The sequence below is a fragment of the Streptomyces sp. NBC_01003 genome (genome assembly GCF_045162695.1).
Lineage (GTDB): Bacteria > Actinomycetota > Actinomycetes > Streptomycetales > Streptomycetaceae > Streptomyces.
Map to the genome: position 1 here is coordinate 464,827 of NZ_CP108707.1, position 12,662 is coordinate 477,488.

The 12,662-nt window shown below is 70.5% G+C and carries 10 protein-coding genes; 2 read left to right on the forward strand and 8 right to left on the reverse strand.

Features of this window, described 5'->3' with window-relative positions:
• Positions 1-63 precede the first annotated feature (63 nt).
• From OG698_RS02305 to OG698_RS02335, 7 genes are read right to left on the reverse strand one after another with little or no spacing between them, the layout of a single operon-like run.
• Positions 64-1,089 (reverse strand): LacI family DNA-binding transcriptional regulator, encoded by a 1,026-nt coding sequence (locus OG698_RS02305; protein WP_406101094.1) that lies wholly within the window; start codon positions 1,087-1,089, stop codon positions 64-66.
• A gap of 20 nt (positions 1,090-1,109) precedes the next feature.
• Positions 1,110-2,021, reverse strand: a complete 912-nt coding sequence (locus OG698_RS02310) for an ROK family protein (protein ID WP_406101095.1) — start codon at positions 2,019-2,021, stop codon at positions 1,110-1,112.
• Positions 2,018-3,712, reverse strand: a complete 1,695-nt coding sequence (locus OG698_RS02315) for a class I mannose-6-phosphate isomerase (RefSeq protein WP_406110787.1) — start codon at positions 3,710-3,712, stop codon at positions 2,018-2,020. The genes OG698_RS02310 and OG698_RS02315 overlap by 4 nt, the downstream gene beginning before the upstream one ends.
• A 23-nt stretch (positions 3,713-3,735) precedes the next feature.
• Positions 3,736-6,915, reverse strand: a complete 3,180-nt coding sequence (locus OG698_RS02320; protein WP_406101096.1) for an alpha-mannosidase — start codon at positions 6,913-6,915, stop codon at positions 3,736-3,738.
• A gap of 50 nt (positions 6,916-6,965) precedes the next feature.
• Positions 6,966-7,778 carry a carbohydrate ABC transporter permease gene (locus tag OG698_RS02325; RefSeq protein ID WP_406101097.1) on the reverse strand — a complete coding sequence of 271 codons (813 nt, stop codon included), beginning with the start codon at positions 7,776-7,778 and terminating at the stop codon, positions 6,966-6,968.
• Positions 7,779-7,808: 30 nt separating this feature from the next.
• Positions 7,809-8,789 carry a carbohydrate ABC transporter permease gene (locus tag OG698_RS02330; RefSeq protein ID WP_406101098.1) on the reverse strand — a complete coding sequence of 327 codons (981 nt, stop codon included), beginning with the start codon at positions 8,787-8,789 and terminating at the stop codon, positions 7,809-7,811.
• Positions 8,786-10,126 (reverse strand): ABC transporter substrate-binding protein, encoded by a 1,341-nt coding sequence (locus OG698_RS02335; RefSeq protein ID WP_406101099.1) that lies wholly within the window; start codon positions 10,124-10,126, stop codon positions 8,786-8,788. The genes OG698_RS02330 and OG698_RS02335 overlap by 4 nt, the downstream gene beginning before the upstream one ends.
• 186 nt (positions 10,127-10,312) lie before the next feature.
• Here OG698_RS02335 and OG698_RS02340 point away from each other — a divergent pair, with 186 nt between their 5' ends.
• Positions 10,313-10,780: an SRPBCC family protein gene (locus tag OG698_RS02340; RefSeq protein ID WP_406101100.1), complete on the forward strand. Its 468-nt coding sequence runs from the start codon at positions 10,313-10,315 to the stop codon at positions 10,778-10,780.
• A 362-nt stretch (positions 10,781-11,142) separates the two neighbouring features.
• Entirely contained in the window at positions 11,143-12,393 is a 1,251-nt protein-coding gene (locus tag OG698_RS02345; protein WP_406101101.1) for a hypothetical protein, read from the forward strand.
• Positions 12,394-12,530: 137 nt separating this feature from the next.
• Here the strand turns inward: OG698_RS02345 and OG698_RS02350 are convergent, their stop codons facing one another.
• Positions 12,531-12,662: a hypothetical protein gene (locus tag OG698_RS02350; protein ID WP_406101102.1), complete on the reverse strand. Its 132-nt coding sequence runs from the start codon at positions 12,660-12,662 to the stop codon at positions 12,531-12,533.

A 12,662-nucleotide genomic window follows, 5' to 3' on the forward strand; every position in this document is an offset into this window, starting at 1 on the left:
CCGCGGACGCGTAGCGCGCGGACCCTCTCCGGCCGATCCGTCAACCTTCCCCGCCGCGCATGGTCACGGCTTCCCCGGCGTGCCGTAGCGCACGAGGGTGGTGGGCACGACGACGCGACGGGCGGTGTCACGGGAACGCGCCTCACCGAGCCGGGCCACGAGCAACCGGCCTGCCTCCCTGCCGAGTTCGTCGCTGTCGTAGGCCGCGATGATCAGCGGCAGTCCCAGCGCGTCGGCCAGTTCGAAGTCGTCGAAGCCCGCGAGTGCGGTGGTGGTACCGGCGGCGCGGATCGCGCGGAAGGCTCCGATGGTGTTGCGGTTGTTGGAGCAGAACAGTGCCGTCGGCGGCTCAGGCAGTGCCAGCAGTTCGGCCGCGGCACGCGAGGCCTCAGCGGTCTGCTGCTGCCCGAGCCGTACGTAGCCCGATTCGCGTTTGATGCCCGCGTCGACGAGTGCGTCGGTGAAGCCGCGCAACCGCTCGGCGCCCGTATAGACAGCCGGCGGGGAACCGAGAAAGCCGATCCTGTGGTGTCCCGCGTCGAGCAGCTGTCGGGTTGCCGTGCGCGAGCCGCCGTAGTCGTCGACCAGGACGCAGTCGGCGGTGAAACCACTCGGCGGTCGGCTGGCCACCACGACGGGTACGCCGTTGTCCGCCGCGGCGGCCAGGTGGCGCTGGTCGTCATCGGCGGGGACGACGATGATGCCGTCGACCCGCCGGGCGACCAGGTCCGCCACGAGGCCGCGCTCGCTGTCGAGGTCGTGTCCTGTGTTGCCGATGACGGTCTTCAGGCCGTGCTCGGCGACGACGGCGTCGACGCCGAGAGCGAGCCGGGAGTAGAAGGGGTTGGCGAGGTTGGTGACCACGAGCCCGACGAGCCCCGTGCCGCTGCCCAGGCGCAGGCTGCGGGCCATCTCGTTGCGGTGGTAGCCGAGTTCGGCGACGGCGGCTCGCACCCGTTCAGCGGTGTCGGGCAGCACCTTGGGGTCGTCGCGCAGGACACGCGAGACCGTCATGGCGCTCACGTGCGCCCGCTGCGCGACGTCGCGCAGTGTCGGTTGCGGGTCCTTCGCCCCGCGGGTGTCGGGCATGGTCGCGGTCTCCCCCGTGGTCAGTCGCGGACGGCAACGGCGCGGGCCGCGCCGATCAGCGCGGCGTCCCCGGCGAGGCCGGCGGGTTGCACCGCACGAGTATGCCGCCTGGGGCGTTCCGGACAGGCATCCGGGCCTATGGCGTCCGGCGTCCAGCCTCCGTCCGCGAGTCCCGCGTGCAGCGCGGGGGCGACCAGGTCCCAGGAGCCGGCCATCGAACCGCCGACGATCAGAGTGGTCGCCCCGAAGGCGGTGAGCCGTGGTCCGAGGACGGCGCCGAGTGTCATGAAGGCGTCGTCCAGGACGCGTCGGGCCCGCCGGTGCCCCGCCCTGGCCAGGTCGGCGATGTCGCGCACGTCGGCGGACGGGTCGCCGAACCGGGCGCGGATGGCCCGGCGGGACACGGACTCCTCCAGTGGTGCGCCGTCAGCCTCCGTCAGGTCCATGCGCCCCTCGGGCGGCACCCCCGGCCCGCGCGCGACGATCCCGCCCTCGACGAGGAAGGCCGAGCCGACACCGGTGCCGAGGGTGATTCCGACGGCACGGGAGTGTCCGCGCGCGGCACCTACGAACCACTCGCCCATCATGAAGGCGTGGGCGTCGTTGAGGAAGACGACGTCACCCGGCCGTTGTCGCAGCTCGTGCAGCAGCGCCGTGCGCACGTCAACCCCGTACAGGGCCTCGAACTTGCCGACGCCGGCGAAGAGCGCGATGCCTTGCGCGTAGTCGAAGGGACCCGGCACCGCCATGCCCCATCGCGTGCCCGCGGGGACGTCGAGGTGGTCGGCGCAGCGCCGTACGACGCCGAGGATGTCCTCGGCGCCGGCGTGCGGGTCGAGCGGCCGGTGGGTGCGCCGCCCGACCCGGCCGTCGGGCAGGTCGACGACGGCCGCCGTGACATGGGTGCCGCCGATTTCGAGGACCGGGATCAACGGACGAGGGCCTTCACGACCCGGACCGGTCCCCCGTTCGCCGCGCGCACGGAGTACCGGCCCACGGCGGCCGGAACGGTGAGCGTCTCCGCGTACGCCAGCTCGTGCCGGTCGCCTGCCGCGGTGTGTACGCTCACGCCGTCGCCCTCGACCACGTTCAGGATGTGGAACCGTCCCGCGGTGTCGTCATCGGCTTCGGCCCCGGCGTCGAGCACATACCTCCTGACCTCGTAGAACATCTCCTCCAGTGCGCCGATGACCTCTTCTCGCCAGCCCTCTCCCGTGCGCAGGTTGCGCGGCTGCTGCACCAGGTCGCGGGCGACCGCGTCGCCGCGTCGTCCGGTCTCCAGGTTGGCGAAGCCGTGCTCGTAGGGCAGCGGACGCGGGTTGCCGTCGGCGTCGGGTCGCAGCCAGTCGTAGAACCGCAGGCTGTACAGGTAGGGCGTGGCACTGATCTCCAGGACGAGGTTGCCGGCCCCGCTGGCGTGCGGGGTGCCGGCGGGGATCATGAACAGTTGGCCTTGTTCGGCGGGGAACGTCAGGACGTGATCCTCCACGTCGAGGGGTGTGCCGTCCGTAGCGGCTTGCCGCACCTGCCCGCGGAAGGCCTCGACGTCGGCGTTCTCGCGCAGGCCGAGGAACACCTTGGAGTCGGGGCTGCCGAGCGTCATGTAGTACGTCTCGTGCTGGGTGTACGGCCAGCCGAACCGTTCGCGCATGTACGGCTCTTTGGGGTGACAGTGCACCGAGAGGTTGCCGCCGCCGACGGTGTCGAGGTAGTCGAACCGCAGGGGGAACGATGTGCCGAAGCGGGCGTGGACCTCCTGGCCGAGGACGCGGTCAGGCTCCAGGGCGCACATGAGCTGGAACGGCACCTCGGCCTGGGCCAGCGGTCCGGTGCCCACGAGGATGCCCGCCTCGGGCGCGATCAGCTCGTAGCCGAGGGCTGTGTTGCGCGCGTCGGGGTTGATGCCGAGCGTGCGCTGGGCCCAATGCCCGCCCCACGGAGTGGAGTTGAAGTAGGGCCGGGTTCGCACCGGCTTACTCGCGAGAGCGGCGTACGTGGCCCGGAGACCGGGACCGTCGAGCGACACCGGGTGTTCGGGGTTCTGCACGTCGAGCCAGCCGTCGAGCCGGTGGGCCAGCGCGTCGCGCTGCCGGTCGAGCATCGGCCAGTCGCTGTAGAACAGCCGCTTGAGGTCGGGCTTCTCGCCCGGAAGGCCGAGGTTCACTCCGCCGACGCCGGCGACCGCGGCCGCCTCCGCGTACCGCTTGGGCACGTCGGCGTACCAGAGCAGGTCGTGGTCGACGAGTGCGGCGCCGGGCCCGTGGACGATGAGCAGTCCCTCGTCCGGCGGGGTCGGTGTGGGGAGTGTGTCGAAGAGGTCGTCGAGAGGGTTGTCGGCGAGCTTGCGGAAGTAGGGGTCTTCCTCGTCCTCCGGCCGCTCGGTGCGCTTGCAGATCTCGGCGGGTGGTGCGTAGTGGGCGCGTACGTCGAGCAGGGCTACCGGGATGCCGCGGGCCGCGAGTTCACGGCGCAGCTGTTCGCCGAGCGCGTCCCAGTCGACGGACGGCGAGCCCTCCACGGCCAAGACCGCCGGGCCTGTGGGGAGTTGAGCGGCCACCGCTTGCCAGCCGGTGCTCAGAACGGCCTGCGGAGCGGGGGCGTATCGCGGGTCGAGCCGGTACACAAAGTCTCCTTCGGGCATGGGTGTCAGCGGCGGAAGAGCACCGCGGTCGTACCGAGGGCGGGCAGGTCGACGGTGACCTCGCCGTCCCGGACGGTCAGTTCGTCTGCGGCCCTGCCGTGGTAGTCGGCGCTTCGGGCCCCGGAGACCGCGAAGAGTGCGCGCACCGGGCACGCGACGGGTTCCTCGGCGAAGGACTGCAGGCGCAGCAGCACGGCTCCGTCCGCGTCGGGGGTGGTGGCTCCGACGAGACGTACACGCGGGTCGCCCACCGTCACGAAACCCAGCCGGTCCGCGGCCTCGTCGGACACCGGTCCGCGGGCCCGTACGGCGTGCAGCGGACGCGAGAGGCCGGCCGCGGTGCGCGGGCCGAGGCCGGCGGCATCGGCGCTGGGCGTGCTGGAGAGGCTGTAGCGGAACGTGAACTCGAAGGCCTGCTCGCTGGGGAAGTTGGTGTCCCAGAGGTTGTTGTGGATCCAGGAGTAGACGGTCGCCGGCTCGTCGTGGCCCATGGTCTTGGGGAACGGCGCATACGGCAGGGCGATGTTGCCGAACTGCACGAGGGGCGCGTCCTGCGTGGCCCAGGCGACGGCGAGATCGTCCTCCTGCAGAGTGATCCAGCGGCGCACGGCCCGCATGTGCAGCGCCGAGCCGGGGATGACCGGCAGTCCGGTGCCGGTCGCGCCGCCGGAGGCCTCCATGCGCACCGTGGGCGTCTCGAAGGCGAACGGAAAGGCGAAGTAGGCACTCTCCTTGCCGAGGGTGGCGTCCTTGTCGACCTGGTTCTCGATGTCGAGGCGACCGACGCCGTGCGGCAGGGTGAGGGTCGTGCGCACCCGGTTGGCGCCCGGCGGGCGCGTCTCGTAGGTGAGTGTCTCGGCGGTGGCCGAGGAGTGGCGGGCGATGAGCGCGGCGGGCGGGGCGACGGAACGGTTGCCCAGGTGTTCGAGGCGGTCGGAGGCGGTGGTGCGGCTGGAGTTGTGGTTGAAGCCACCCGCGGTGGTGTAGCTGTCGTGGATGTAGGCGTTGAAGCCGGTGATGGCGTCCGCGCGGACCAGTTCGCGCCCGCTCGCCTTGTCCACGACGGAGGCGATACTCGCACCGGCCAGGTCGACCCGAACAGCGAGGTGTTCGTTCTCCAGGAGCAGTGGATCGGGGTGCGCGTAGGCCGCGGCGGCGCTGCGGGCCGGGTCCTCACGCTCGGAACCACCTGTGGGGTTCCAGCCGGTGGCGGCCTTGACCGAACTGTCCTCTCCCGCGCTCGCACCCTCGTCGTCGACCGTGCGCACGTCGAGGCGGACGGAACCGGCGGGCGGCACGTCGTCGACGCGGACCAGCAGGAAGCGGCCGGCGTCGCGGTGGGTGTCGTTGATCTGCGGGCGCTCCTCGTGCCGCAGGCGCTCGCCGGAACGGGCGTCGTGCACAGCCACGGAGCGTTCCAGCGGGACGCTGGATTCCGGGAGGAAGATCTGCGCGACGTCGGTGCGCGGCCAGGAGCAGGTGTTGACCACGTGGTACGAGGCCGGGGCGTCGGCGGGACGGGAGAGGCGCTGGCCCAGGCGGGCGCCCGCCCTGTTCAGGAGCGACTGTCCGTCGTCGTGGGCGCGCAGAGCCTGCGCGTACTTCCAGTGCCACTGCTGCTCTCCGGAGTGGCCGTGGTCGTGGCCGTGCGTCCAGGGGTCTCCGGCGCCCCAGGTGTGCTCGTCGAACAGCGACACGGCCTCGTACACGCCGGCCGCGTCGCGGGTGTCATCGGCTGCACCTGAGGCGTCGAGGACGCCCGCGAAGGTGCCGAGGGTCTGCGCGTCGGCGACGACGGCCTGTGCGGAACGGGCCAGGGACAACGGGTGGGCTCCGGAGCCCACGCCGTCCACCCACCAGTCGGTCCAGTCGCCTTCGAAGGTGCGGATCCGGTCGCCGAGCCGGGACTCCGCGTCGGTGAAGAAGTCCTCGTTGCGCGAGAGCCGCAGCTGCGGGTAGGCCCAGGTCTCGTTCCAGCGGCGCACCGTGTCGGCGATGATCCGTCGCGGCGGGGCGTTGTCACCGAACTTGCCCTGCACGCGCAGGTGCAGCACGTCCCACGGGTAGGGCTCGCGCTTGATCTCCTCCTGGTCCATGGTCCAGCCGAAGACCCCGCCGCGGTAGGGGTAGGGGTTTGTGGCGAGTGAGGTCAGGTAGGCCGGGAGCAGGTCGTCGACGCTGGAGTAGTCGGTGTCGAAGCCGAGCAGCGGGCCCTCCATGTAGGCCAGACCGTGCGGCGTGTCGGTGACCCAGACGAGCAGGCTGTTCCCGCTGGGCGCACGCCAGCGGAAGAGGCGGGGCAGCTTCTCCCCGCCCACCAGGTGCGGGACCGACCGTCCGGCCCAATTGTGCGCCACGGAGAGGTACTTGACACCTGCCGAGCTGAGCGCGTCGACGAGACCCACGACGGAACCGGGCACATCGGTCTGCATGGCAGAGGTGAAGGGGATGTCGTACTGCTCGCGCACGTCGTGGGCCAGGCGCAGCAGTTCGTGCAGCTCGTCGGTGGAACAGGTCTCGGTGTGGAGGTTGAACGGCATCGCGGTGAGTTCGATCCGGCCCTCGCGCACCCGCTGGACGAACTCCTCCACCTGTTCCGCCGGGCGTGCGTCCGCCCACTGCTTGAAGGACCACAGGGACTCGACGCACCAGCGGAACTGGGACTCGGGCGCCCAGTCGTCGGTGGCCTGGGTGAGCTCCAGGCACGAGTCGAGGAACGAGAGGTGTTCGGCGAGCACCCGGCCCTGCGGGTCGGTGTAGCCGATGTCCAGGTGCGAGTGGTGCACCAGGTGGATGGTCCACTGGCGCTGCGGGGTGAGCGTCACGTCGATCCCGTCGCCGCCCGCCCCTTCCGGCAGGGTCAGCGTGACCCGCTGCGCCGTGTCGACGGCGGGCAGCAGCAGCCGGACGGAGCCGCTCGGCCCGGGGATGCGCTCGGCGGGCAGCAGCGCCCCGGAGGCGGTGCGCACGGCGAGGTCGGCCGGTATCGAGGAGCCGTTCACCGCCTCCACCCGGAGGGACTGCATCAGGCCACCCCCTTCCGCCCGGCGCATCAGCGGCTCGGTGGTCAGCCGCAGCGCGCTCGCGCCCAGGCTGCCTTCCGCGCTGACGACGGAGCCGCGCAGGCTGTCGCGAATCCGGTCGTTGTCCCAGTCGGTGGTACGGACGAGGGCCCGTGTGGTCATGCGGACATCTCCAAGTCAGGTGAGAGCAGGTCGGGTTGGAGGGCTTGGGCTCAGCGTGCGCTCGCGGTGACGCCGCGCAGGAACAGGCCCCGGAACGTCAGGAAGACGACGAGCGTGGGCAGCGAGACGATCAGCGCGCCGGCCAGGATGACGGGCGGACCCGAGGAGGCGTAGGCGTTGTTGAGCGAGGTGAGGGCCGCCATCACCGGCTGGATGTCGGGGCTGCGGCTCAGCGTGATGCCGAACAGCAGGTCGTTCCAGACGGCGGTGAACTGGAAGATGAAGGCGGCCCCCAGGCTGGAGCCCATCAACGGCACGTGGATGCGCCAGAAGATGCGCCGGAACGAGGCACCGTCGATCATTGCCGCCTCGGTGATCTCCGGCGGCATCGTGGTCATCTGGTTGCGGACGAGGAAGAAGGCGAACGGGACGGCCCAGGCCGCGTACACGAGCATCAGGCCGAGCCGGGTGTCGTAGAGATTGCCGTCGGCGTACATGCCGAACAGCGGCGCCAGGAACATCTGCAGCGGGAAGAGAGTCCCGGAGTAGATGAGCCAGAACCAGAACGCGGGCTTGGGGATGGGCAGCACGACGACGGCGAAGGCGGCCATGGCGGCGACGATCACGGCGGCGGCGCCGCACACCACGGCGTACACCAGTGAGTTGAGGAAGCTGTCGCCGATGCCCGCCTGACTCCAGGCGGTCGAGAGGTTGTCCCACAGTGCGAAGCCCTGCGGGGCCCAGTCCGGTCGGCCGGCGTACTCGGCGACCGGCGTCAGCGCGTTGACGACCAGCAGGTACACGGGGATCAGCCAGAGCACCACGCAGCCGCCGACGAAGAGATTGCGGAAGGTCCTTCCCACGGGATGTCACTCCTTGTCGAGCGGCTCGGATCAGCGCGGGGACGTCTCGGGCATCTGCCGGCGCAGATACATCCATGAGGACGCGACGACGATGACGGACAGGACGAGGGCGACGGCGGAGCCGTAACCGACGTGGAAGAGCCGGAAGGACTCGCGGTACATGGTCAGGGCCAGGGTCTCGGAGGAGCGGGCGGGGCCGCCCTGGGTGAGAACCCAGATCATGTCGAAGGCCTTGAGGCTGTTGACGATGGCCATGCCGATCACCACTACGCTCACGGACCGCAGTTGAGGCAGCGTGATGTAGCGGAACATCCGCCAGCCGGTGGCGCCGTCCAGCTCGGCCGCCTCGACGGTCTCCCGCGGGATGGCACTGAGACCGATGGCGAACAGGACGACGTTCAGCCCGGTGGCCTGCCAGGTGCTGGCAACGATCATCGAGAGGGTGTTCTGCGGCCATTCGAGCAGCCAGGGCCGCGCGAGCGAGTCCAGGCCGAGGCCCTGCAGCACCTGATTGAGCGAACCCCCGGACGTAAGGATGAACTTCCACAGCACGGCGGTCGCGGCACCCGAGATCGCACACGGCAGCACGACGACCAGCTGCGCGATCCGTCCGAAGCGCATCCGGTGCGTCGCCACGGCGATGGCGAGACCGGCCGCGACGGGCAGCAGGAGCGTGCCCGCCACCCACATCACGGTGTTCAGCAGCGACCGGCCGAAGATCGGATCCTCGGCGAGCCGTACGTAGTTGTCGAGGCCCGTGTAGTGGCTGGTGAAACCGTTGTCCTCGAAGAGGCTGCCGTAGACGCTGCGGAAGAACGGGTACACGAGCAGCACCCCGACGAGGAGCAGTGCGGGCAGCGCCCACGGAAGACCGGTGAAGGGTCCTCCCATCCGGCCTGCACCCCGCGCCCGGCCCGCCGCCTGATGGGGCGTGCGCGTGGGAATGCGGCGGCGCACCTGAACGCTCGTGCCCGACTCGGTCGCGGCGACCGTGCTCACGGCGTCCGTCATGACTCCTCCGCCTCCTTCCACACCTTCCACGCCTCGTCTGCCCGGTCCTGCATGGTCCGCAGTACCTTCCGGTACGAGGACGGATTGATCAGGAATCCGGCCAGGTCGTCGACCGTGGACTCGACCAGCTCCGGCGGGCCGAGCTCCCAGAAGCGGTTGAGCAGGCGGGCCTTGTTCTCCCGCACCGTCGTGGCCACGCCGTCGATGATCGTGTTGGCGGGCGTCACCGTCGGGTTGGGGCAGCCGTCCTGCAGCGTGTGCGAGAACGCCTTCATCACCTGTGGGTGCGGCCAGGCTCCGGCGGCCCGGTAGGCCTCGTCGCGGTCGGGCCCCTTGACCGTGCAGACCAGGGCACTGGTCTCGAAGACGGCGGCGGGGCGGACCCGGGTGTTCTGCATCGGCAGGACGAACGCGTCGACGTTCTTGCCGGGCTTGCCGCCGACGCCCACGAACGTGCCGCCCAGCCAGCTCCCGCAGGGCAGCATGCCGACCTTGCCATGCACGACGCCCGCGGCGGCCGCGGCGTGTTCCATGTCCATCGACGTGAACCAGTCCTTGTCGAAGAAGGAGGCGATGGTGCGCAGTGCCCCTTCGGCGCGCGGATCGGTGTAGCGGGCCCGCCCGTTGAGGAGGTCCTCGTAGAACTGCGGGTCCTGGCGGCTGAGGATCTCCTGGAACCAGATGAACGCGGGCCACCGCCCTGCAGTGGTGCCGTGCAGCGGCGTGATGCCGGCACGCTTGAGCCGGCCGGCGACGTGCAGGAAGTCGTCCCATGTCTCGGGCTTCCTCAGGCCGTTGTCACGGAAGACCTCGGGGTTGTAGAAGAAGACGTAGTAGGCCAGATTCATCGGAAGGCCGTAGACGCGGCCGCGGTAACTGACCGCGGAGCGCAGCGCCGGGTCGACCCAGCCCTTACGGGCCGCGCTCGCCCAGTGGTCCGACAGATCGACGATGCCGCCGGTGCGGGCCAGATCCTGCAGGCGGTACCCGGACCAGTACTTGAGCATGTCCGGTGTCTTGCTGGTGCGCAGCGAGGACTTGACGACCTGTTCGAAGGACTCGAGGGACGGGATGACCTCGGGAACGAGTTCGAGTCCGTCGACCGAGCGCATCGCCTCGCCCGCCGCCTTGAGGGGAGCGGCCCATGACGGGTTGTCCCCGTGCAGGGCCACCTTGCCGGGCGGCTGTCCGGCGGCGGTGCCGCACGCGGTGACCAGTGGCACCACAACGGCGGCGGAGGTGCCGGCCACGGCGGCTCGCAGGAGCGTGCGGCGGCTGGGGAAGGTACGTCCGGTGAACGTTCGAGCGGGTCCGATGGGCGGGTGACGGCCTGTCATGGGGCGGCTCCCTCAGGCTGTTGACCAAGATCGTGTTATCGTTAACACTCGTTGCGGGGAGCTTGGCCCCGGCCCGGGCCGATGTCAATGGCCGCGTCACATCGGATCTTTGAGGGGTCCGTCGGCCCCGCCCCTCTCCCCCGCTCAGGCCGCCGGATACGAGCTCTTCGGCCCTAGACTCGCTCCATGGGCAGAACCGACCGCGCCAGCCGCGTCATCGCGGCACCACCGGCCACCGTCTACGCCGCCCTCCTCGACCAGGAGTCCCTCGAGGCCTGGCTGCCGCCGGACGGCATGCGCGGGCGGGTCGAGCGGTGGGATCCGCGGCCTGGTGGCGGCTTCCGGATGGTGCTCACTTACCTCGACCCTGCCGACAGCCCCGGCAAGACGTCGGATGCGACGGATGCCGTCGACGTCGGGTTCACCGACCTGGTGCCATCGGAACGCGTGGTGCAGCGGGCGGTGTTCGAGTCGGACGACCCGTCGTACGCGGGCATCATGACCATGACCTGGCACCTCGCTGCCACCGGTGACGGGACCACGGTGACCGTCACGGCCACGGACGTGCCACCCGGCATCGACCAAGCGGCCCACGAGAGCGGGATCGCCTCCTCGCTGGCCAACCTGGCGTCGTACGTCGAAGCAGTTCGCTGACGCAGGGGCGGCACGGCCCACCCTGCCCAGGCAAGCCTCGTGCGGGCACCTCAGCACCCTGGCCCCGGACGCCGCACCGTCCCGCCACACCTCCCCCGCCACGTTGCTATGGCACAACTCGACGACTGCCCGCGAGAATCTCTCACGCATGCTCACACCCGGCGGTCAGTCGTACGACCTGTTCGCCGAGGCCCTCAGCACCCTCGCCGAGGGCGGCATGCACGTCACGTTGGCATGACACGCGTCGCACCGAAGCGCCCGAGTTGGTGATGCGCCAGGTCTGGGCACCGAGCGGGTACGCTGCCCGCTCGCTGGGGAATGCTGGGGAATCGCTCCGGGGAGGAGCGAGAAGGGGTGCGATCATGCGCAGAGCGGCAGGAATCAGGCACAGGGGCGGGGTGGCCGTCGCCGTGCTGGGCATGCTGCTCACGGCTGCGGGATGCGGCACCGGCGCCGGGCCAGCCGATTCCGGTGCCTCGGGCTCCGCCGGCACCGCGGGCTCCAGCGGCAAAGACGCCTCGTCGAAGGCCTCTGCGGGCTCACTCACTTGGGAGTTCGAGCACATCGCGGACTTCAGCGGAAAGCTCACCGATGTCGCCGCCCTGGCCGAGGACGACGTCTGGGCGGTCGCGACCGAGAACAACGGCGAGTCCAACGCCCACCTGCTGCACTACGACGGTACGCGGTGGAAGCGCGAGCCCCTGCCCGAAGCGCTCGGCGCCGGCGTCTATCCGCCCTTCCTCGAAGAGGTCGGTGAGAAGACGCTGTGGCTGCGGCCGCAGACCGCTGAAGTGGCCCCCGCCGGGAACCGCTGGGCACAGTGGGACGGCACCCGCTGGTCCGCGGTGCCGAGCCCCCCGCCAGGCACTGCCGGTGACTTCGAGGCCACGGGCCCGGACGACATCTGGACCCTCGACGCGAGCAAGCAGACCGCCCAGCACTGGAACGGAACCCACTGGGCCACGACCCGCCTGCCCCACGGATCCTCCGACCTCGCGGTGGTGGGACCGGACGACGTCTGGGCGGTCGGCAGCCGCTCGACCGGTCCGGGCACCGAACTGGGCTCCGGCGAGGGATACAGCCAGCCCGCCTCGATGCACTGGGACGGTACGTCCTGGAAGTCGGTGGACACCCCACAGGCCCGATTCAAGGACCCCGTCCCGCCGGAGCCTGGCGCCAACCTCGACCAGGTCTTCGCGCTCGCCAGCGGTGAGGTCCGCGCATATGGGATCAACACCTTCAACCACGGCGAGGTCGACGACGAACCCGCGGACCAGTTCATCCGGCTGCGCCGGGACGGATCGAAGTGGGTCGATCAGGAGCCCGCGCCCGGCGGTTGCGCTCTGCGGAGACCGGTCGCTCAGGACGACAAGGGCCTGATCCTCGAAGGCAATTGGTACCTCACCGACGACGGCAAGTGCGTGAAGGTCAAGCGCCACCGTCTCCCCCTGTCCACCGGCGCCCGCAAGGGATCGAACCAGTCGCTATGGCTGGAGGAAATCCACCGGGTGCCCGGCACCGACGAATGGCTGGGTGCAGGACACGTCCAGGTCAACCAGTCCGGCGACCCCTTCGGCGCCCCCGTCGTCGTACGCCTCAAGCGCGGCGGCTGACTTCGCCAACCGCCCGGTACCAACCGACGTCTCGGGCTACCTTCACTGACGACCCAAGCCGTGCGCCTGCCGGGAGGACTCGGCCCAGATGCCGCCAGGGTCCCTGAAACCGGCGGTTGCCCCGCTGTCCGGGCGGCTCAACGCCTGGCCTCATCGAGGATCGGCTCGCCGTTGCACTGGGTGAGCGTCTTGTCCATGCCCTTGACGGTCACCGGGCCCCGGACGCCGTTCGTCAGGGCCGCCCGCGCGAGAGCTTTGCCGAGCGTCAC